General features: G+C 65.1%; 21 protein-coding genes and 1 tRNA gene. 15 read left to right on the top strand and 7 right to left on the bottom strand.

Translation table 11 applies throughout. The annotated features are described in order from the left end of the window. Window positions 1–6 precede the first annotated feature (6 nt). The 5 genes from trbE to trbF are packed head-to-tail and all read left to right on the top strand — an operon-like array spanning window position 7 to window position 5,611. Complete coding sequence (trbE, locus tag EDC31_RS05430; RefSeq protein WP_042060251.1) at window positions 7–2,499, top strand: conjugal transfer protein TrbE; 2,493 nt, start codon at window positions 7–9, stop codon at window positions 2,497–2,499. Then, a complete protein-coding gene (trbJ, locus tag EDC31_RS05425; RefSeq protein ID WP_024353501.1) occupies window positions 2,496–3,269 on the top strand; it encodes a P-type conjugative transfer protein TrbJ in 774 nt (257 codons plus the stop codon). Before trbE ends, trbJ begins: the two co-directional genes overlap by 4 nt. A gap of 13 nt (window positions 3,270–3,282) precedes the next feature. Next, window positions 3,283–3,549, top strand: coding sequence for a putative entry exclusion protein TrbK-alt (trbK-alt, locus tag EDC31_RS05420; RefSeq protein WP_024353502.1), 267 nt, complete (start codon window positions 3,283–3,285; stop codon window positions 3,547–3,549). A gap of 2 nt (window positions 3,550–3,551) precedes the next feature. Continuing rightward, complete coding sequence (gene trbL / locus EDC31_RS05415; RefSeq protein ID WP_042060253.1) at window positions 3,552–4,925, top strand: P-type conjugative transfer protein TrbL; 1,374 nt, start codon at window positions 3,552–3,554, stop codon at window positions 4,923–4,925. 2 nt (window positions 4,926–4,927) lie between these two features. Next, window positions 4,928–5,611: a conjugal transfer protein TrbF gene (trbF, locus tag EDC31_RS05410; RefSeq protein WP_456304000.1), complete on the top strand. Its 684-nt coding sequence runs from the start codon at window positions 4,928–4,930 to the stop codon at window positions 5,609–5,611. A 5-nt stretch (window positions 5,612–5,616) separates the two neighbouring features. On the opposite strand, the gene EDC31_RS05405 is transcribed toward trbF, so the two are convergent. Then, window positions 5,617–5,994, bottom strand: coding sequence for a nuclear transport factor 2 family protein (locus EDC31_RS05405; protein WP_024353836.1), 378 nt, complete (start codon window positions 5,992–5,994; stop codon window positions 5,617–5,619). A 21-nt stretch (window positions 5,995–6,015) separates the two neighbouring features. Here EDC31_RS05405 and trbG point away from each other — a divergent pair, with 21 nt between their 5' ends. From trbG to EDC31_RS05370, 7 genes are all read left to right on the top strand, one after another. Beyond that, complete coding sequence (gene trbG / locus EDC31_RS05400; protein ID WP_456304001.1) at window positions 6,016–7,011, top strand: P-type conjugative transfer protein TrbG; 996 nt, start codon at window positions 6,016–6,018, stop codon at window positions 7,009–7,011. Next, complete coding sequence (locus EDC31_RS05395) at window positions 7,008–8,135, top strand: TrbI/VirB10 family protein (protein ID WP_024353506.1); 1,128 nt, start codon at window positions 7,008–7,010, stop codon at window positions 8,133–8,135. Before trbG ends, EDC31_RS05395 begins: the two co-directional genes overlap by 4 nt. A gap of 2 nt (window positions 8,136–8,137) precedes the next feature. Beyond that, window positions 8,138–8,359, top strand: coding sequence for a DUF2274 domain-containing protein (locus EDC31_RS05390; protein WP_024353507.1), 222 nt, complete (start codon window positions 8,138–8,140; stop codon window positions 8,357–8,359). 134 nt (window positions 8,360–8,493) lie between these two features. Further along, window positions 8,494–8,811, top strand: a complete 318-nt coding sequence (locus EDC31_RS05385) for a hypothetical protein (protein WP_024353508.1) — start codon at window positions 8,494–8,496, stop codon at window positions 8,809–8,811. Next, window positions 8,808–9,161 (top strand): toxin-antitoxin system TumE family protein, encoded by a 354-nt coding sequence (locus EDC31_RS05380; protein ID WP_042060255.1) that lies wholly within the window; start codon window positions 8,808–8,810, stop codon window positions 9,159–9,161. The genes EDC31_RS05385 and EDC31_RS05380 overlap by 4 nt, the downstream gene beginning before the upstream one ends. Then, a complete protein-coding gene (locus EDC31_RS05375) occupies window positions 9,158–9,556 on the top strand; it encodes an HVO_A0114 family putative DNA-binding protein (RefSeq protein WP_042060257.1) in 399 nt (132 codons plus the stop codon). The genes EDC31_RS05380 and EDC31_RS05375 overlap by 4 nt, the downstream gene beginning before the upstream one ends. After that, on the top strand, window positions 9,553–11,211 hold the full coding sequence (locus EDC31_RS05370; protein WP_081797721.1) for a recombinase family protein: 1,659 nt from the start codon (window positions 9,553–9,555) through the stop codon (window positions 11,209–11,211). The genes EDC31_RS05375 and EDC31_RS05370 overlap by 4 nt, the downstream gene beginning before the upstream one ends. Here the strand turns inward: EDC31_RS05370 and EDC31_RS05365 are convergent. Both EDC31_RS05365 and EDC31_RS05360 read right to left on the bottom strand, forming a co-directional pair. Continuing rightward, a tRNA-Arg gene (locus EDC31_RS05365) sits at window positions 11,182–11,258 on the bottom strand. The genes EDC31_RS05370 and EDC31_RS05365 overlap by 30 nt on opposite strands. 62 nt (window positions 11,259–11,320) lie before the next feature. After that, window positions 11,321–11,731 (bottom strand): hypothetical protein, encoded by a 411-nt coding sequence (locus tag EDC31_RS05360; protein ID WP_042060261.1) that lies wholly within the window; start codon window positions 11,729–11,731, stop codon window positions 11,321–11,323. A 148-nt stretch (window positions 11,732–11,879) separates the two neighbouring features. Here EDC31_RS05360 and guaA point away from each other — a divergent pair, with 148 nt between their 5' ends. Beyond that, window positions 11,880–13,469 (top strand): glutamine-hydrolyzing GMP synthase, encoded by a 1,590-nt coding sequence (gene guaA, locus EDC31_RS05355; RefSeq protein ID WP_042060263.1) that lies wholly within the window; start codon window positions 11,880–11,882, stop codon window positions 13,467–13,469. Window positions 13,470–13,763: 294 nt separating this feature from the next. Next, the gene (locus EDC31_RS05350) at window positions 13,764–15,032 is read left to right on the top strand and encodes a tyrosine-type recombinase/integrase (RefSeq protein ID WP_042060265.1); all 1,269 of its coding nucleotides are present in this window, start codon (window positions 13,764–13,766) and stop codon (window positions 15,030–15,032) included. Here EDC31_RS05350 and EDC31_RS05345 read toward each other — a convergent pair. From EDC31_RS05345 to EDC31_RS05330, 4 genes are read right to left on the bottom strand one after another with little or no spacing between them, the layout of a single operon-like run. Beyond that, window positions 14,998–15,282: a helix-turn-helix transcriptional regulator gene (locus tag EDC31_RS05345; protein ID WP_081797723.1), complete on the bottom strand. Its 285-nt coding sequence runs from the start codon at window positions 15,280–15,282 to the stop codon at window positions 14,998–15,000. The two genes, EDC31_RS05350 and EDC31_RS05345, sit on opposite strands and share 35 nt — an antisense overlap. A 20-nt stretch (window positions 15,283–15,302) precedes the next feature. Beyond that, window positions 15,303–15,695 (bottom strand): hypothetical protein, encoded by a 393-nt coding sequence (locus EDC31_RS05340; protein WP_042060266.1) that lies wholly within the window; start codon window positions 15,693–15,695, stop codon window positions 15,303–15,305. Window positions 15,696–15,718: 23 nt separating this feature from the next. Further along, complete coding sequence (locus EDC31_RS05335) at window positions 15,719–16,660, bottom strand: 4-(cytidine 5'-diphospho)-2-C-methyl-D-erythritol kinase (RefSeq protein ID WP_081797725.1); 942 nt, start codon at window positions 16,658–16,660, stop codon at window positions 15,719–15,721. Then, entirely contained in the window at window positions 16,660–18,432 is a 1,773-nt protein-coding gene (locus tag EDC31_RS05330) for a tetratricopeptide repeat protein (RefSeq protein ID WP_042060267.1), read from the bottom strand. Before EDC31_RS05330 ends, EDC31_RS05335 begins: the two co-directional genes overlap by 1 nt. A gap of 44 nt (window positions 18,433–18,476) precedes the next feature. Here EDC31_RS05330 and EDC31_RS05325 point away from each other — a divergent pair, with 44 nt between their 5' ends. Next, the gene (locus tag EDC31_RS05325; protein WP_042060269.1) at window positions 18,477–19,289 is read left to right on the top strand and encodes a uracil-DNA glycosylase; all 813 of its coding nucleotides are present in this window, start codon (window positions 18,477–18,479) and stop codon (window positions 19,287–19,289) included. Window positions 19,290–19,302 lie beyond the last annotated feature (13 nt).

Genomic DNA, 19,302 nt, shown 5'->3' with positions numbered 1-19,302 from the left:
GCAGCCATGATGAACCTTTCCGAATTCCGCCGCACCGCCGCGCGCCTCTCTGATTATCTGCCATGGGCCGCGCTGGTCGGTCAGGGCGTTGTGCTCAACAAGGACGGCAGTTTCCAGAGGACGGCGAAGTTTCGCGGTCCCGATCTGGATTCCGCCGTCGCGGCCGAGCTAGTCGCCGTCGCCGGCCGCATCAACAATGCCGTGCGCCGCCTCGGCTCCGGCTGGAGCATCTTCGTCGAGGCGCAGCGCAGCGAAGCCGCCACCTATCCCGACAGCACCTTTCCCGATCCCGCGTCGGCGCTGGTCGATGCCGAGCGTAAGGCCGGTTTCGAGGAAGCGGGCGCGCATTTCGTGTCCGGCTACTTCCTCACCTTCCTCTGGCTGCCCCCGGCCGAGGAAGCCGCCCGCACTGAGGCATGGCTCTACGAGGGCCGGGAGAAAACGGGGGTGGACCCGTGGGAAGTCCTGCGCGGCTTCATCGACCGCACCGACCGCGTGCTGGCATTGCTCGACGGCTTCATGCCCGAGTGCCGTTGGATGGATGACGGCGCGACGCTGACCTATCTCCATTCCACCATCTCGACCAACCGGCATCGTGTGCGCGTGCCCGAGGTGCCCATGCACCTCGACGCGCTGCTCGCCGACCAGCCCTTGACCGGCGGGCTGGAGCCGCGCCTTGGCGACGCGCATCTGCGCGTGCTGACCATCGTGGGATTCCCGACCGCGACGACGCCGGGCCTGCTCGACGAAATGAACCGGCTGCCGTTCCCATATCGGTGGAGCACCCGCGCGATCCTGCTCGACAAGACCGATGCAACCCGGCTGCTGACCCGCATCCGTCGCCAATGGTTCGCCAAGCGCAAGAGCGTCGCCGCGATCTTGAAAGAGGTCATGACAAACGAGGCGTCCGCGCTTGTGGACACCGACGCCGCCAACAAGGCGCTCGACGCCGACATGGCGTTGCAGGAGCTTGGGGCGGACGTGGCGGGCATGGCCTACGTCACGGCGACCGTCACCGTATGGGATGCCGACCCGCGCCTTGCCGACGAGAAGCTGCGCCTGGTCGAGAAGATCGTTCAGGGCCGCGACTTCACCGCCATGCCCGAGAGCGTCAACGCGGTTGATGCATGGCTCGGCAGCCTGCCCGGACACGCCTACGCGAATGTCCGTCAGCCGCCCATCAGCACTTTGAATCTCGCCCACATGATCCCGCTATCGGCGGTGTGGGCGGGGCCGGAACGGGACGAGCATTTCGGTGCGCCCCCTTTGCTCTTTGGAAAGACCGAAGGCTCAACCCCGTTCCGGCTAAGCCTCCATGTCGGCGACGTAGGCCATACCCTTGTCGTCGGCCCCACTGGCGCGGGCAAATCCGTGCTGCTCGCCCTCATGGCCTTACAGTTCCGGCGCTATGAGGCCAGCCAAGTCTTTGCCTTCGACTTCGGCGGTTCGATCCGCGCCGCATCGCTCGCCATGGGCGGCGACTGGCACGATTTGGGCGGCGGCCTCACGGAAGGGGCCGAGACGTCCGTTTCGCTCCAGCCGCTTGCCCGCATCCACGATACCTATGAACGCGCATGGGCGGCGGACTGGATCGCCGCCATCCTCATGCGCGAGGGGCTAACCATCACGCCCGAGGTCAAAGAGTATCTTTGGACGGCGCTGACTTCGCTGGCCTCGGCCCCCGTCGAGGAACGCACCATCACCGGCCTTGCCGTGCTGCTGCAATCCAACGATCTGAAACAGGCGCTCCGGCCGTTCTGCGTCGGTGGGGCCTATGGCCGGTTACTCGACGCCGAGACAGAGCATTTGGGATCGGCGGACGTGCAGGCGTTCGAGATCGAGGGGCTGGTCGGGACCGGCGCGGCTCCGGCCGTGCTCGCCTACCTGTTCCATCGGATCGGCGACCGGCTCGACGGGCGGCCGACGCTTCTCATCATCGATGAAGGCTGGCTCGCGCTGGACGACGAGGGTTTCGCCGGCCAGCTCCGCGAATGGTTGAAAACGCTGCGCAAGAAGAACGCCAGCGTCATCTTCGCCACGCAAAGCCTGTCCGACATTGACGGGAGCAACATCGCGCCCGCCATCATCGAGAGCTGCCCGACGCGGCTCTTGCTGCCGAACGAGCGCGCCATCGAGCCGCAGATCACGGCCATCTATCGCCGCTTCGGCCTCAATGACAGGCAGATCGAAATCCTCGCAAGGGCCACGCCCAAGCGGGATTATTACTGCCAAAGCCGCAGGGGCAATCGCCTGTTCGAGCTTGGCCTGTCCGAAGTCGGCCTCGCGCTCTGCGCCGCATCCGCCAAATCCGACCAGACGCTCATCGCGCAGATTGTCGCCGAACACGGCCGCGATGGCTTCCTCGCCGCATGGCTACAGGCGCGCGGCGTCGATTGGGCTGCCGACCTGATCCCGAACCTCACCAATCTCGCCGACCGACCGGAATCCGCCGCGCCGGCCGCGCCGGATATCCACCCCACACAGGAGATTCTTCCATGACCTATTCCAAGATCGTCGGGGCCTCGGCCCTCGCGCTGGCGCTCGCCGTGCCCGTCGCGTTGTCGCCTATGCTGGCAAGCCCGGCCCATGCGCAATTCGGTTTCGGCCGCATCGTCTATGACCCGTCCAACTATGCGCAGAACGTGCTCACGGCAGCGCGCACTCTGGAGCAGATCAACAACCAGATCACCAGCCTCCAGAACGAGGCGCAAATGCTCATCAATCAGGCCCGCAATCTGGCGAGCCTGCCGTATTCCTCGCTCCAGCAGCTCCAGCAGAACGTCCAGCGCACGCAGCAGCTTCTCGGCCAAGCGCAGAACATCGCGTTCGAGGTCGGGCAGATCGACCAAGCGTTCCAGCAGCAATATGGCAACGTCTCGCTTTCGGCGACCGAAGCCCAGCTTGTCGCCGATGCGCGCGGCCGCTGGGAGAATACCGTTGGCGGCTTGCAGGACGCGATGCGCGTTCAGGCGGGTGCGGTCGGCAACATCGACAGCAACCGCGCCGAGATGGCCGCGCTTGTCGGCCAGAGTCAGGGCGCGACCGGGGCATTGCAGGCGACGCAGGCCGGCAACCAGCTTCTCGCGCTCCAGTCGCAGCAGCTTTCCGACCTAATCGCGGTCATCTCGGCAAACGGCCGCGCCGACGCGCTGACCGAGGCAGAGCGCGCGACCGCCGCCGAGCAGGGCCGCATCCAGCGCGAACGGTTCCTGACGCCGGGCAGCGGATACCAGCCCGGCAACGCGCAGATGTTCAACGGCAACAACTGACGGGAGGCTCGCCATGGACGGCAAGATGCTGGCCCGGCTCGGGGCCGTGGTGTTCATCGCCATCGCCGTCACGGCGACCGCAATCGACATGGCGCGGAAGGACGAACCTTCCGTGCTACCCCCGGCGTCGGCCTTCCAGCCACCGGCCGATCCCCTGCGCGAAACCCTGCGCCGTTGCCAGCAGCTCGGCGAGGCGGCGGCGAGTGACACCGACTGCCTCGCCGCATGGGCTGAATCCCGCGACCGCTTCCTCGGCCGTGACCGCAGCGAGGCGCGCTGACCATGGGCAACACGGGCGTCATCGACAATTTTCTCGGCGTATTCACCTCCTACATCGACAGCGGTTTCGGGCTGCTCGGCGGCGAGGTCGCCTTCATCGCCACGACGCTCATCGTCATCGACGTGACGCTTGCCGCGCTCTTTTGGGCATGGGGCGCGGATGACGACATTATCGCGCGGCTGGTCAAGAAGACCCTGTTTGTCGGTGTCTTCGCCTACATCATTTCAAACTGGAACAACCTCGCCCGCATCGTCTTCGAGAGCTTCGCCGGCCTCGGCCTCATGGCGTCGGGTACCGGCTTTTCCGTTTCCGATCTGATGCGGCCGGGCCGCGTGGCGCAGACCGGCCTTGATGCCGGCCGGCCGCTGCTCGATTCCATTTCCGACCTGATGGGCTGGATCGCCTTCTTCGAGAATTTCATTCAGATCGCGTGCCTGCTGTTCGCGTGGGCGCTTGTGGTGCTCGCGTTTTTCATTTTGGCGATCCAACTTTTCGTGACGCTGATCGAGTTCAAGCTGACCACGCTGGCCGGCTTCGTGCTGATCCCCTTCGGCCTGTTCGGCAAGACCGCGTTCATGGCCGAGAAGGTTTTGGGCAACGTGGTGTCGTCCGGCATCAAGGTCTTGGTGCTCGCCGTCATCATCGGCATAGGCAGCACCTTGTTTTCGCAATTCACGGCCGGTTTCGGCGGGGCAACCCCGACCATCGACGAGGCCATGGCGATTGTGCTTGCCGCGCTGTCTCTGCTCGGCCTCGGCATCTTCGGTCCCGGTATCGCCAACGGCATCGTCTCTGGCGGCCCGCAACTCGGCGCGGGCGCAGCCGTGGGAACCGGCCTTGCGGTCGCAGGTGCAGGCGTCGCCGCTGGCGGCGGGGCCATGCTCGCCGCCAAAGGTGGTGCTGCTGCCCTGTCCGGTGGAGCCGCGGCCGTTCGGGGAGGCGCGACCGCCGCGGGCGCGGCGACCGCTGCCTATAACCTCGGCTCGCTCGGCCAGACCGGAGCGGCGGGCGTTGCCTCCGGCCTCGGCGGTGTCGCCCGAGCGGCAGGCTCGGCCGCCGTCTCGCCGCTCAAGCGCGCAGCCTCCAGCGCAACATCCCAAGCAAGCGAAAGCGTCAAGTCCAGCTTCTCCGCTGGCGCAAAGGCCGGCTTCGGCGCGACTGGCGGCAGCTCGACCATGAGCACGGTCGGCGGCGCGAGCGCCGCCCCGGCCGCCGCGCCGCCGACTTCCCCCGATGGTCCCCCGGCTTGGGCGCAGCGGATGCAGCGCCGGCAGGCCCTCAACCACGGCACCGCCATGACAGCCCATGCCGTCCGCTCCGGCGACAGCCACGGCTCCGGTTCCTCCGTCAACCTTTCCGAAAGTGACCGCTCATGAGCATCTTCAAACGACCCGCAACTCATTACGGCAAATCACCCGAACCCGAGACGCCCTACCAGAAGGCCGCGCAGGCGTGGGACGAGCGCATCGGCTCTGCCCGCGTGCAGGCAAGGAACTGGCGGCTCATGGCCTTCGGCTCCCTGATCCTTTCGGCCGGCTTCGCCTCGGCGCTGGTCTGGCAGTCGGCGCGCGGGACCGTGGTGCCTTGGGTTGTTCAGGTCGATAATCTCGGGCAGGCGCAGACCGTCGCGCCGGCCCTAGCCGACTATCGCCCGACTGACCCGCAAATCGCTTTCCACCTCGGCCGCTTCATCGAGCAGGTCCGCGCGATCCCGGCCGATGCGATCATTGTCCGCCAGAATTGGCTTCGGGCTTATGAGTGGACCACGGATCGAGGCGCGGCTGCCTTGAACGACTACGCCCGCGCCAACGACCCGTTCACCCGCGTCGGCCGTCAGCAGGTCGCCGTCGAGGTCTCGAGCGTCATCCGCGCGTCCCCCAACAGCTTCCGAGTGGCGTGGACCGAACGCCATTTCGAGAACGGCCAACTCTCCACGACCGAACGCTGGACCGCGATCCTGACCATCGTGATCCAGCCGCCTCGCAATGCCGAGCGCCTGCGCGCCAATCCGCTCGGAATCTACGTCAACGCAATTTCGTGGTCGCGGGAGATGAGCCAATGAAAACTTCAGCTTGCATCAATCACCTCGCTGATCTTTCCCTCGGAGATCATGAAAAACGAGGTGCCCGTCATCTCGATCTCCTGCCCGGCCTTCCAGCCATTGGGCAGGTCGGTCTTGACCTTGGCGCGATAGCCGATGCGCACGGCTGCACGGTCGTCTATCGCGATACAGTCGAGGATCGTCTGTTCTCTTTCAGCAAACAACTGGACGCCCTGTTCCGCCAGCGCGCGGAATGCCTCGATCCCGTGCGTTTCGTTCGTCGTCTCTCCGTTCGATCTGTTGATAAACCGAACGTCGCCCGACAGGCAGTCGAGCATCGCCTGAACATTCATCCTGTTGTAGGCGTCGATATACCGGGCAACAATCGTCGGCACAGAATCCATTCTGTCGATTCCTCCTTACTGATCCTGAAGTCGCTAACCTATGCGATTTTTGCGACGGCGTTTGCAATTACTTTGGCAGGCTGCGCGACCAACCGGACACCGCAATTCAGCTACGATGCCAGCGTTCCGCCGCTGCCGACCGTGCAGGCGGCGGCAACCGACAACACGCCCCGGCCGCTGCATGTGCCCCCGGCATGGACCGTGGCGCGCGGCGGCACCGCCGCAGGCACACCGACCGGCCGCGTCGAGAACGCAAATGCCGCCGCCCGCGTCGAGCCGCGCCGGGAAGGCTACTACAACGCCATCCAGATTTATCCGTGGTCGGAAGGCGCGCTCTATCAGGTCTATGCCGCAGTCGGGCAGATCACGACCATTGCGCTGGAGCCAGGCGAGAGCCTGACAGGCGCGGGGCCGATCGCGGCCGGCGATACGACAAGGTGGATTATCGGCGACACAGAGAGCGGCAGCGGTGCAAACCGCCGTGTCCATATCCTCGTGAAGCCGACGCGCCCCGACATTTCCACCAACCTTGTCGTCACCACCGACCGGCGCACTTACATGCTCGAGCTGCGCGCGCGGGAATCGCTCTACATGCCGGCCGTGGCATGGGCCTATCCCGCACCGCCTGCCGGCCAGCGCCAGACCGTTCCGGCCGCACCCATCATTCCCGCCGAGGCAGCGCGGAACTATCGTTATGGGTTGCAGGTGCAGGGCGATAGCCCGCCATGGCGGCCGGTTTCCGTCTTCGATGACGGCAGGCGCGTTTATATCGTCTTCCCGGCTGGGATCGTGCAGGGCGAGATGCCGCCGATCTTCGTGCTTGGCGCGAACGGCGAGCCGCAGATCGTCAACAGCCGTGTCCACCAGAACGTCCTGATCGTTGACCGCCTGTTCGGCACGGCCGAACTGCGCCTTGGTTCTGGCAACCGCCAGCAGACGGTCAGGATCGTCCGCACCAACCCGACGCAGGCCGCAGCCCAGCCGGCCAGCGCGACCACGGGAGGATCGTCCTCATGAGCGATACCGATACCGCCGCACCCATGCGCCTGCGCGCTGAATCGCCCCGCGTCACCCGCCTGTCCCGCAAAATGCTGGCAGGCGTCGGAGCCGTCGCGCTTCTCGGCTTCGGCGGGGCGCTGATCTACGCGCTCCAGACCCGCGACGGAGGGCCGGACGGCGGCGAACTTTACTCGACCAACAACCGGCAAACCGCCGATGGGCTGGCGGGCCTGCCGAGCGACTATAGCGGCCCGGTGCTCGGTCCCGCGCTGCCGGGCGACCTTGGCCGCCCGATCCTTGACGCGCAGAACAGGGGCCAGCCAGTCGCGCCGCCCGTCATGACGACGCCCGCCGTCGATCCCGAGGAAGAACGCCGCAGGGCCGAGGAAGAAGCCGCGCGCTTGAGCAACGTCTTTTTCCAGTCCGGCCCGCGCACGGTAGCGCCAGCCGGCACGGCCATGCCCGGCCTTGCCGGTCTTGGCCTCGGCGGGCAGCCCGCGACACAGGATCGCCACGCGGCGTTTCTCAACGGGCCGGTGGACCGGCAGACCGTCGCCCCGGATCGCGTTGTGCCGCCAGCATCGCCCTATATCCTTCAGGCCGGGGCCGTGATCCCGGCCGCGCTCATCACCGGCATCCGTTCCGACCTTCCGGGCCAGATCACCGCGCAGGTGACGGAGAACGTCTATGACAGCCCGACCGGCTCGCTGCTCCTGATCCCGCAGGGCACCCGCATCATAGGCCAATACGATGACGGCGTGACCTTCGGCCAGCGCAGGGTGCTCTTGGTGTGGAACCGCCTGATCCTGCCGGGCGGCCGCTCCATCGTTCTGGAGCGCCTGCCGGGCGCGGACGCCAGCGGCTATGCCGGCCTTGAGGACGGTGTTGATTACCATTGGTGGGATCTAATGAAGGCCGCAGGGCTATCCACGCTGCTTGCAGTCGGCTCGGAGCTGGCCACGAGCGACGAGGACCGGCTGATCCGCGCCATCCGCGACGGGGCGCAGGATACCGTCAATCAGGCCGGCCAGCAGATCGTCCAGCGCCAGTTGCAGGTTGCGCCGACGCTCACCATCCGGCCGGGCTTTCCGGTCAGGATCATCGTCACCCGCGATCTTGTGTTCGAGCCGGCAGGAGGTTGACCATGACGAAACTGAAACTCGGCCCGCTGCCCGACGACAAGCCTGTCAAGGTGACGGTGGAACTGCCCGCGCCGCTTCACCGCGATCTGATCGCCTATGCCGAGGTGCTGGCCCGCGAGAGCGGCCAGCCCGTTGCCGATCCCGCCAAGCTCATCGTTCCGATGCTTCAACACTTCATCGCCACGGATCGCGGTTTCGCCAAGGCGCGGCGAGCCTCCAGCTAACCCCATTCCGGCAGGGGTGCCGCCAGCGCATAGGCGCAAATGCGGCACGCTACAGGCCGCCGACTGCCCTCCATGGTTCGCTTAATTCCGGGGCCAATAGCGCCCCGGAATCCGCCAGAACCAAGGAGGATTCCATGTGCGCAGAGCGCCGCCGCGCCCGCAAAGGGCGACCGCGACAGTCGATCCCCGAACCACTTCCCGACGATCTGTTCGACTACGCCGACGATCCTACGCCGGACGACCGGACGCGAGCCGGCAACACGCCACTTCTCGGCCCGGACGGCCAGAGGATGCGCGTTACCGACGATTGGCCGGAGGACATTCCCGTTACCGAGGCCGAGATTGACGTGTTCGAGCGCTGGTTCGGCGATGTGTTCGACGAACTCTTGAACCCGGGAAAGCCGGATGACAGCTTGCAATTCCTATCTCAAACTGATAGGAAAAAGGCATGAGCGCGGATCGTGATCCGGGCCTCGACACGCTTCTGGACCTCGACGGACAGATGCTCTTTGTCGATCCAGAGGGCGGCCATTGGGTGAAGTTCGTCGTCACCCGCGTTCCGGCATCCCCGGAGAAGCCGCACGGCCTCGATTATTCGCTCACGCTTCACGGGCCTTCGGGCGAACGACTGATCGGCTTCGACAACGCCCATCCGGTCGGCCGAGGCAGGAGGGGCGAGCCGATGGACCATCGGCATCGCCTCCAGACCGTGAAGCCTTACGCCTACGAGGATGCGGCCACGCTGCTGGCCGACTTCTGGCAGGCGGTGGACGCGGTGTTAAAGGAGCGAGGTGCCCTATGACTACATTGAAAGTCGGGATTGCCGACTACGAAGAAATGAAGGCCCGCACCATTCGGATCGCCAAAGGCGAGGAAAAGCCTGCGCCCGGCGATCCGAAGGTGTGGTTCACCTCGACGGAATCCTTTGCCAAGGTGTTGTCGGCCGGGAACCGCGAGTTGCTGCGCATCATCGCCGAAAAAGCCCCGGCGTCACTGGAGGAACTGGCGGAAATTACCGGCCGGGCCGGCTCCAATCTCTCACGCACCCTGAAAACGATGGAGAGCTACGGCCTTGTGCGGTTTGAGCCGGGCCACGGCCGCAAGCTCGCGCCCAAGGTAGTGCATGATCGCGTGGAACTGGCATTGCCCCTGATCGACCGCCCCAAGGCGAAGAAGGCTATGGGAGACCGGCCATGAACATGCACAGCCCAACCGTTACTGCTCGTGCCGCCCTCTACCTGCGCGTCTCGACCGCCCGGCAGGCGGAGCATGACATTTCCATTCCCGATCAGAAGCGGCAGGGCGAAGCCTATTGCGAGCAACGCGGCTTTCAGCTCGTTGAGACGTATGTTGAACCGGGCGCAACCGCCACCAACGACAAGCGCCCCGAGTTCCAGCGCATGATCGAGGCCGGGACGAGCAAGCCCGCCCCCTTCGATATAGTCGTGGTGCATAGCTTCTCGCGCTTCTTCCGCGATCACTTCGAGATGGAGTTCTACGTCAGGAAGCTGGCGAAGAACGGCGTCAAGCTGGTGTCCATCACGCAGGAGATGGGCGACGACCCAATGCACCAGATGATGCGGCAGATCATGGCGCTGTTCGACGAATACCAGTCGAAGGAGAACGCTAAGCACGTCCTGCGCGCCATGAACGAGAACGCCCGACAAGGCTTCTGGAACGGCGCACGGCCGCCCATCGGCTATCGCATCGTTGCGGCCGAACAGCGGGGATCGAAGACCAAGAAGAAGCTGGAGATCGACCCGCTGCACGCAGACACCGTGCGGTTGATCTATCGCCTGTTCCTTGAAGGTGACGGCACGCGCGGCGCGATGGGCGTCAAGGCCATCGCCACCTATCTCAACGAGCGCCGCTTCTTCACCCGTGATGGCGGGCGCTGGGGTCTGGCGCAAATCCACGCCATCCTGACCCGCACCACCTATATCGGCGAGCACAGGTTCAACACGCGCTCGCACAAGGACCGGGAGAAGAAGCCGGAGAGCGAGGTCGCCATCATGGCGGTGCCGCCCCTGATCGAACGCGAGATTTACGATGCGGTGCAAGCCCGCCTCAAATCCCGCAATCCCATGGTGACGCCTGCGCGTGTCTCCAGCGGCCCGACGTTGCTGACCGGCATCTGCTTCTGCGCCAAATGCGGGGGCGCGATGACGCTTCGCACCGGCCGGGGCAGCGCAGGGCAGACATATCGCTACTACACCTGCTCTACCAAGGCACGGCAGGGCAAGACCGGCTGCAAGGGCCGCACGATCCCGATGGACAAGCTGGACCATCTTGTCGCCGATCATATCGGGGACCGGCTGCTCCAGCCCAAGCGGCTGGAAGCCGTGCTCGCCAGCGTCATCGACCGCCGGCAGGAGCGCACCGAGCGCCGCCGCGAGCATCTTGCCGAGCTTCAAAGGCGAATCACGGAAGCCGACCAGCGCCTCGGCCGTCTCTTTGACGCCATCGAAGCGGGCATGGTGGACAAGGACGACGCCATGGCAAAGGAACGCATGGTGAGCCTCAAGGCATTGCGGGATCAAGCCGCCGCCGACGCGGAGCGCACGCAGCTCGCGCTCGATAGTTCAGGCAATCAGGGCGTCACCCCCGATATGCTCAAGGGGTTTGCCCGCAAAGCCCGTGAACGGATCAAGCTCAACGATGGCGGCTACCGCCGCGACCATCTACGCGCGCTGGCGCAGCGTGTCGAGGTTGCCGACGACGAGGTTCGCATCATGGGATCGAAGTCGGAACTGCTGCGAACGTTGGTCGCCGCTTCAAGCGTAGAAACGGCGGCGTTCGGCGTTCATAGTTCTGTTCTGAAATGGCGCACCCGAAAGGACTCGAACCTCTAACCCCCAGATTCGTAGTCTGGTGCTCTATCCAATTGAGCTACGGGTGCGTCGTGGGGCGGGTTCTTAACGGCTCTTTCCGCCCCCGACAAGAGGGAAAATGCGGACGTGCTCAGCGAGTCGGATGTGTCAGCGTGATATGGGCGCGGCAGGCGGGCGTCCCGTAGGTTCCGCCGATGGCCCGGCCGACGGGATAGGCATCGAAGACCATCGGCCAGGGCTTGCCGTCCGCGCCCTTGGTTTGCGCGCGTGCACGGAAATGGCTGTTATCCGGCAGACGCTTTCCCTTCAGTACGATCGAGCCGTCTCCGGGCGTGAAGCTGATATCATGGGCGTTGATCTGGAGCGTCGAGTCGCGCTCCGAAGGGCATGTGCCCTCATCGGTGACGAGAGCGCCCGTCCATATTCCCGTGGGATCGCGATCCGGCGTGACCGGACCGCCTGAGCAGGCGGCGAGGCTGGAGAGGGACAGCACGGCGGCTGCGAGGAGAACGGAGACTCGGGGAAGCGGCGCGGTCGTCATCGGGTCCTCAATGGTTCGGGCGCCGGAATGCGCGGAGCGCATGGCCGAAAACGCCCATGGACAGTGAAAGGTCGAACACCTTATACGATGCCCGCTTTCATCGCTTTTTGCGACGTCACCCGGCTGATCCGGTTAGGAAAGAGAAACGATGACGGTCTCCGAAGCCAGTTCGCACCTCGAACAGACCTTGCATGAGGATCGCATCCTCATTCTCGATTTCGGCAGCCAGGTGACGCAGCTCATCGCGCGGCGCGTGCGCGAGAGCGGCGTATATTGCGAGATCTGGCCGTTTGCGAGCGACGAGGCGCGGATCGCCGCCTATCGCCCGCGCGGCATCATTCTCTCGGGCAGCCCCGCCAGCGTGCATGACCCGGACGCGCCGCACATTCCGGACATCGTGTTCGCGCTCAACGTGCCTGTGCTGGGCATCTGCTACGGACAGCAGGCCATGTGCCAGCAGCTTGGCGGCCTCGTCGAGACGCATGAGCATCGCGAATTCGGCCGCGCCTTCATCGAGATCGCCGAGGATTGCGCGCTGTTCCGCGGTGCCTGGTCGCGCGGGCATCGTGAGCAGGTCTGGATGAGCCATGGCGACCGGGTGACGAAACTTCCGCCCGGATTCCGGGCCGTGGCGTGGTCCGAAGGCGCGCCGAACGCGATCATCGCCGATGAGGGACGCCGCCTCTACGGAGTGCAGTTCCACCCCGAGGTCGTGCATACGCCGCATGGCGGAGCATTGCTGCGGAACTTCACACATGAGGTCGTGGGCTGCGCGGGCACTTGGACCATGGCTGGCTTCCGCGACATGGAGATCGAGCGCATCCGCGCGCAGGTTGGGCCGGGGCGGGTGATTTGCGGGTTGTCCGGCGGCGTCGATTCGTCCGTCGCGGCGAAGCTGATTCATGAAGCGATCGGCGACCAGTTGATATGCATCTTCGTCGATCCCGGCATTCTTCGCGCGGGCGAAGCGGAGGAGGTGGTCAGGACATTCCGGGGTCGGTTCAACATTCACCTCGTGCATCGCGACGCATCCGATCTCTTTCTCGGCGCGCTGGCGGGAATCACGGACCCGGAAGTCAAGCGCAAGACGATCGGCCGTCTATTCGTCGAGGTATTCGAGGAAGAGGCCGCGAAGCTCGGCGGGGCGCAGTTCCTGGCGCAGGGGACGCTTTATCCCGACGTGATCGAATCCGTCAGCTTTACCGGCGGTCCGTCCGTCACCATCAAGTCGCATCACAATGTCGGCGGCTTGCCGGAGCGCATGAAGATGCAGCTCGTCGAGCCGCTGCGCGAATTGTTCAAGGATGAGGTGCGTGCGCTCGGGCGTGAGCTTGATATTCCCGAAAGCATCGTCGGGCGGCATCCTTTCCCCGGGCCGGGGCTTGCGATCCGCATTCCGGGTGCGGTGGATCGCGAAAAGCTGGACCTGCTGCGCAAGGTGGACGCGATCTATCTGGAAGAAATTCGCAATGCCGGGCTGTATGACGCGATCTGGCAGGCTTTCGCCGTGCTGCTTCCCGTCCGCACTGTGGGGGTGATGGGCGACGGCCGCACCTACGATCAGGCCTGCGCGTTGCGCGCCGTGACCAGCACCGACGGGATGACGGCGGACGTCTTTCCCTTCGACTTCGGTTTCCTCAATCGCGTGGCCAGCCGGATCGTCAACGAGGTACGCGGCATCAACCGCGTGACCTACGATATCACGTCGAAACCGCCGGGAACGATTGAGTGGGAATGATTTTGGCGTATCCGAGCGTATCCGATACTACGCCAGAGTTCGACGTAACAGACTGATAAAAATAAATTTTCCTGTCGTCATCTATCGATGTCTATCGGCGGGCAGAGATCGGAGCCGGCGGCCCCGTTGACGGCCCTTGGTCATATTGATCGCGGCGAAATTTGGAAGTACCGTCAGGAGAGATGAGGCTCCTGACGGTACTTTTTTTACGCTAAGCTGCTGACAATACGCAGACTTTTCCGACGAGAGCCCCCCCAAAACCGCGTGACGTTACTTTTTTGGAGGTGGCGTAGCATGTTGACGGATGCAGCGATCAAGGCGCTGAAACCTAAAGAGAAAATGTACAAGGTGACGGACCGCGACGGCATGTATGTGCGGGTCGCACCGTCAGGCGCCCTTTCGTTCAGGCTGGACTATCGGCTGAATGGGCGGCGCGAGACGGTCTACCTGGGCAAATACGGGCGAGACGGAATCTCGCTGGCGCGAGCCCGGGAGCTCTGCCTGGATGCGAAGCGAGCGATCAGCGAGGGTCGGTCGCCAGCCATTGAGAAGCAGCGCGAGAAGCGTCGTATCAAGGAAGCGAAGAGCTTCGGCGAGTTCGGCGAAAAATGGCTGGTGAATGCACCGATGGCGGACAGCACCCGAGCGATGCGTCGCTCCATTTTCGAGCGTGAGCTACTGCCAGTCTGGCGCAACCGCCTTCTCACGGAGATCACGCCAGACGATCTTCGCGCCCAATGCGGTAAGATCGTTGATCGCGGCGCGCCGGCGACGGCGACGGCGACGGCGATCCATGTTCGGGATATCCTGAAGCAAATCTATGGCTTCGCGATCTTGCATGGCGAGAAGGTTGCCAATCCGGCTGATGACGTCGGCCCCGCATCGATCGCGGCATTCACGCCAAAGGATCGGTCTCTATCGCCGGCCGAAATCCGGGTGATGCTGAAAGAGTTGGAAAAGGTAGCCACGCTGCCGACGATTCGCCTAGGGATGCGGCTGGTCCTGTTGACGATGGTGCGCAAGAGCGAATTGCAGGACGCGGTATGGGATGAGGTCGACTTCGAAAACGCCGTTTGGACGATTCCTAAGGAGCGCATGAAGCGGTCGAAAGCGCACAACGTCTATCTGTGTCGCCAAACTCTCGACATCATGATCGCGCTCAAGACCTGCGCCGGCAACTCGCGGTTTCTGCTGCCCTCGCGCTATGACGCCGATGCTCCAATGTCTCGAGCGACATTCAACCGGGTCACCTATTCGGTTGTGGAGCAGGCTAAGCAAGATGGGCTGCCGCTCGAACCGTTCACGGTCCACGATCTGCGGCGAACAGGATCGACCCTGTTGAACGAGTTAGGTTTCAATCGAGACTGGATCGAGAAATGCTTGGCGCACGAGGACGGGCGCTCCTCGCGCGGGGTTTACAACAAGGCGGAATATGAGGTGCAGCGCCGCCATATGATGCAGGAGTGGGCCGATATCGTTGACGCCTGGGTAGAGGGTAGGAAGCATGTGCCAACGCTCTTGCCGCCAGCTATGCCCTTGATGGAGCTTGATCCCGCCCTTTGACCGGACGGGATTTGCGCTTAGTAACGTCGGGGTGTTGAGCGCGACGGATCGGAGCAGTCCGCCGTGCCGTCAGCCAAGCCTCGACTTCGGCGAGGTCCCACACGATGCAACGTGGCGAGAGTGCAAAGCGTTGGGGGAATTCGCCACGCTGCTCCATCTCATAGATCGTGCTGTCAGCCAGCGGCACCATCTCACGCAACTGATGGCGTCTGATGGTTTTTCGGATAGTTACCTGTTGGTCGTACCTCATGCTCTATCTCCCCATAAACCTTAGCTGGGGCGGCTGGCGGCGTCGGGCATGGAATGGACCATGGCGCGATGGCGCTGAAGCGCCTTGATGAGTTGTTCACCGTCCGGCGGCGAAAAAACCAATCCGATCGGACCGTAAGCGGGATGCTGGAAGGCGAAGAGCGAGCCTTCCGTCAGCGCGTCGATCTGCAAGGCCCAGTTGGTGCGATAGACCGGCGTGCATTTCACGCCTTCGATGGCGGGCGGAGACTCCGATTCCACCAGGGTGCGGCGCGCCTGTCCCAGCGCCTCGATCAGATGCAGAAGCCGGTCCGCGGAAAGCGTGAGACCGATCTCCCGCCCGTCCTCGCCCTTGACTGTGAGCTTGGCGTCGCCGCTGCTTTCATCGAGTGATACGTCCAGACTCGCCGTCATCGTTCCGGGATCTCCAATTCCGATCAGAACGCCGTATCATCCGGCAAAGCGCCCGCCTCTGTCCACCACTCCCGCACTGCAAGCCGCCGCGCGGCGGCTTTCGCCTCATCCTCCGTGCCGAAAAGACCGAAACACGTCGCACCGGACCCGCTCATGCGGGCGATCCTGCAGCCGGGTTGCGCGGCGATCGCCTCGATCACCGTCTCGATGACCGGGAAGAGGGCGATGGCCGGAGGCTGGAGATCGTTCTCCGTCTCGCGCAGATCGGCCGCCATCGCATCCAGATCGTCCCAGCGCGCGGGCAGGCGCGCCGGCGGGCGAAAGGGCGCGCCGGAGTCCTTCCACGCCTTGAACACGACCGGCGTCGGCACCGCGACACCTGGATTGACCAGCAGGATGGCGCAGGGTGGCAAGGCGGGAGCAGGCGAAAGAATTTCGCCGATTCCCTGCATCCGCGCGGGGCGTTGAGCGAGGCAGACCGGCACGTCCGCGCCCAGGGTCGCGGCGATCGGCGCAAGGCCGTCTTTCTTCAGACCCCACGCGGCGGCCGCCAGACGCAACGCGGCCGCCGCATCCGCAGAGCCCCCGCCAATGCCCGAGGCGACAGGCAGCCTCTTGTCGAGAACGAGCGCCAGATCAGGCAGAGCCGCAGGATCGGCGACGGTCGCACGCAGGGCATGCACGGCGCGCAGGACGAGATTGTCCTCACCGGCCGTCAGGCCGTCACCGAACGGCCCCTTCAGAGTCAGTATGGCATGGCCGCCGCATGCGCCTGTCCGTTCGACATACAGGCGATCCGCGGCCGGCGCGAAGATCGCGAGACTGTCCAGCTCGTGATAGCCGTTCTCCCGGCGGCCGGTGATGTGGAGAAAGAGATTGATCTTGGCCAAGGCATGTCGGGCCAGAGCAGGTCGGGCCAGAGCGCCTTGGGCATGCGCGGCGCGCGCCTGATCGAACGAGGTCATCATGGCGTCATATGGGGCGACGTTGTGGGAAGAGCCAGATCGGGGCCGTGAACCAGAGCCGTCTCGATCTGACGGCGCAGATCGGGCTCGGGCGTATCCGCGAGGGCTTGGTTCCATTGGTCCCGCGCCTCGAGATGCCGTCCGGTCAGCCAATAGGCGACACCGAGATGATAAGCGATCTCCGCATCGTCCGGCGCGCCTTCTGCCGCCGAGGTCAGGAGCGGCAGGGCGGCTTTCGCATCGCCGCGCAGTTTCAGAATGCCCCAGGCGTAGCTGTCCCGAATGGCGGCATCGCCGGGCGCAAGCGTCATGGCGCGGTGCAACAGGTCAAGCGACTCGTCCGGATGGTCGCCGTGCTCGACGCCGGAATAACCGATATAATTGAGCAGGACCGGCTCTTGCGGGGCGAGTTTCAGCGCCCGCGCGAGATCGGCGCGCGCCGCGGCCCGGCGATCGAGATGGTCGAGCGCCACGGCGCGGGACAGCAGGAGGGGCCAGAGCGGTTCCGAGCGATGCGCGTCATCGGCGATCGCGATGTCATAGGCGGCGACGGCTTCGGCATCCCTGTTCTGCGCCTCAAGCACATCGCCCAGCGTGGCCTGGGCCGCCGCGTCGTCGGGCGTCAGCTTCGTCACACGGCGCAAGGCGTCGAGCGCGGCCGCATAATCCTTTTGCCGGAGTGCGATCTGGGCCTCGATCCGGTCGGCCAGCGGACGGAACGGATCGTCCCCTCCGATCATGCGCAATACGGACCGCGCGGCGCCGTATTGCTTGTCCGACTCGAGCACATCGGCGATCGCCACCACCGCGGGCGCGGTTTCGCGCGGCGCGTTCGCGGCAAGCCAGATCGCCTGACGCAACAGGACCAGTTGCGCCTGCCGCAATTCCTCCTGATGCGCCTGGTCCGGCGGCTGCGCGCTACCCAGCAGGAGCGCCAGCCCGGTATAGAAATCGGCGAGCGCCCGCCGCGGGTCCGGCGCGCGGGCCGCGTCAGGGTCAGGCGTCATCCGCGCGGCGACGGGCGCGAGAGCCGGATGAAGCGCCGCGAGCCCGGCAAGAACGTCCTTCGCCCCGGCCTGATCGCCCTGCGCGGCCTTCCAGTCCGCGATCGGGCGGGCGACGAGAAAATCGAGCAATGGCGGCAACCCGCTGCGCGAGGCCTGTACCCTGGCGAAGAGGGGCGCGGCCTTCGTCAGATCGATCCGGGCCTTGATGCGCGCGGCCTGCAGCAGACCGAGCGGCGCGAGAAGATCGCGCGCGTTGCCGTCATGCAGGGCCGCTAGCGCGTCCGTCGCCTTGCCGTCTCCGATCAGCGCCCAGGCCCGCTGCACCGGCACGGCGGTACTCACGAAATCTCCGTTCCCCTTCGCGGAGAAGAGGGCGAGCGCATCGGCCCAGTTTTTGTTCCGCATCGCCTCGTCGCCCAGCAGAAGATGGGAAAGGGGGGCAAAGGGAAGTTTGCGGGCGAGAGACAGCGCGCGTGCAACCGCCTCGTCTCCCTCATCGGAGGCAGCCAGGCGTTCCGCCATCTGGATGAACGCGGGGTCCGTCATGCCGGCCTGCACCGCAAGTCCGCAGGCCTGATCCGCCATGGCGAGATCGTGACGGTGGACGGCGACGATGGCCGCAAGAAACGCGCCGTTCAGGGAGATGGGCGCTTCCGCCCGAAGCGGGAGGGGAAACCATGCGAGAACCGCTGCGCCTATGGCGATAAACGGCCTCGCCTCTTTTCTCGAAAGATCCGGTAGAGGAAACGACTTGGTTCGCATCATGCCGCACCCTAAACTGGTCCGAGCCGGACACCAAACCGAAGCCCATGCCAGATTTTCCTTTTCCGACCGCCCCCCTTCCCGCCGCGCGACTCCAGGCGCTTCTCGCCGCGCTGACGCTGCAACGCGACTGGGGAGTCGATTGCACGCTCGACGAAACGCCGATCGATCGTTTCGCAGCCGCCGCGCCGCAGGACTCCCGCGCGCCGAGACCGACGCCACCCATTCCGGCCGCGTCTCAGGGCGCGACGCCCGCCGATGCGACGACCCTCGCGGAATTTTGCGCGCGACTCGCGGCGTTGCGCGATCATCCTCTGGCCAGGACCGCCACCCACGCGGTGATGCCGGTCCATGTCGAGGGGAGCAGGCTCATGGTCATCGGCGAAACGCCGCAGGCGGATGAGGACCGGAGCGGCATCGTCCTTTCCGGGGCGGATCACGCGATGTTCGACCGGATGATCGGCGCGATCGGGCTGGACCGCGCGGCGCTCTCCCTGGCCCCCGCCATTCCGTGGCGTCCCCCCGGCGGACGGGAGGTGTCGCCCGCCGAGATGCAGTTCTGCCGGCCGCTTCTGCATCGGGCGATCGCGCTCTGCCGTCCGGACCGGCTGCTGCTGCTCGGGCTGACGCCGGCCCGCATGATGCTCGGCGACGCCGTGACCCTCGCGCAGATCCGCGGGAAATGGCGGGAGGTGGAGATCCCGGGACTCGGGAGTCGTCCGGCGCTCGTGACCCGCCATCCGATGCAGCTTCCCGCCTCGTCCCGCGCACGCCAGGAGGCATGGCGCGACCTGCTTCTGCTCGCCGAAACCCTCGATTCGCACCCTCCGGCAGGAGACGAGTCGGGACAGGACGGATAGGCACGCCCCGAAT

The organism is Acidomonas methanolica, assembly GCF_004346035.1.
Classification (GTDB): Bacteria; Pseudomonadota; Alphaproteobacteria; order Acetobacterales; family Acetobacteraceae; genus Acidomonas; species Acidomonas methanolica.
This window is presented reverse-complemented; position numbering and strand designations above follow the sequence as displayed.

Coding starts and splice junctions, on each gene's coding strand:
- trbE (WP_042060251.1), top strand. CDS start 7: ATGATGAACCTTTCCGAATTCCGCCGCACCGCCGCGCGCCTCTCTGAT.
- trbJ (WP_024353501.1), top strand. CDS start 2,496: ATGACCTATTCCAAGATCGTCGGGGCCTCGGCCCTCGCGCTGGCGCTC.
- trbK-alt (WP_024353502.1), top strand. CDS start 3,283: ATGGACGGCAAGATGCTGGCCCGGCTCGGGGCCGTGGTGTTCATCGCC.
- trbL (WP_042060253.1), top strand. CDS start 3,552: ATGGGCAACACGGGCGTCATCGACAATTTTCTCGGCGTATTCACCTCC.
- EDC31_RS05405 (WP_024353836.1), bottom strand. CDS start 5,994: ATGGATTCTGTGCCGACGATTGTTGCCCGGTATATCGACGCCTACAAC.
- EDC31_RS05395 (WP_024353506.1), top strand. CDS start 7,008: ATGAGCGATACCGATACCGCCGCACCCATGCGCCTGCGCGCTGAATCG.
- EDC31_RS05390 (WP_024353507.1), top strand. CDS start 8,138: ATGACGAAACTGAAACTCGGCCCGCTGCCCGACGACAAGCCTGTCAAG.
- EDC31_RS05385 (WP_024353508.1), top strand. CDS start 8,494: ATGTGCGCAGAGCGCCGCCGCGCCCGCAAAGGGCGACCGCGACAGTCG.
- EDC31_RS05380 (WP_042060255.1), top strand. CDS start 8,808: ATGAGCGCGGATCGTGATCCGGGCCTCGACACGCTTCTGGACCTCGAC.
- EDC31_RS05375 (WP_042060257.1), top strand. CDS start 9,158: ATGACTACATTGAAAGTCGGGATTGCCGACTACGAAGAAATGAAGGCC.
- EDC31_RS05370 (WP_081797721.1), top strand. CDS start 9,553: ATGAACATGCACAGCCCAACCGTTACTGCTCGTGCCGCCCTCTACCTG.
- EDC31_RS05360 (WP_042060261.1), bottom strand. CDS start 11,731: ATGACGACCGCGCCGCTTCCCCGAGTCTCCGTTCTCCTCGCAGCCGCC.
- guaA (WP_042060263.1), top strand. CDS start 11,880: ATGACGGTCTCCGAAGCCAGTTCGCACCTCGAACAGACCTTGCATGAG.
- EDC31_RS05350 (WP_042060265.1), top strand. CDS start 13,764: ATGTTGACGGATGCAGCGATCAAGGCGCTGAAACCTAAAGAGAAAATG.
- EDC31_RS05345 (WP_081797723.1), bottom strand. CDS start 15,282: ATGAGGTACGACCAACAGGTAACTATCCGAAAAACCATCAGACGCCAT.
- EDC31_RS05340 (WP_042060266.1), bottom strand. CDS start 15,695: ATGACGGCGAGTCTGGACGTATCACTCGATGAAAGCAGCGGCGACGCC.
- EDC31_RS05335 (WP_081797725.1), bottom strand. CDS start 16,660: ATGACCTCGTTCGATCAGGCGCGCGCCGCGCATGCCCAAGGCGCTCTG.
- EDC31_RS05330 (WP_042060267.1), bottom strand. CDS start 18,432: ATGATGCGAACCAAGTCGTTTCCTCTACCGGATCTTTCGAGAAAAGAG.
- EDC31_RS05325 (WP_042060269.1), top strand. CDS start 18,477: ATGCCAGATTTTCCTTTTCCGACCGCCCCCCTTCCCGCCGCGCGACTC.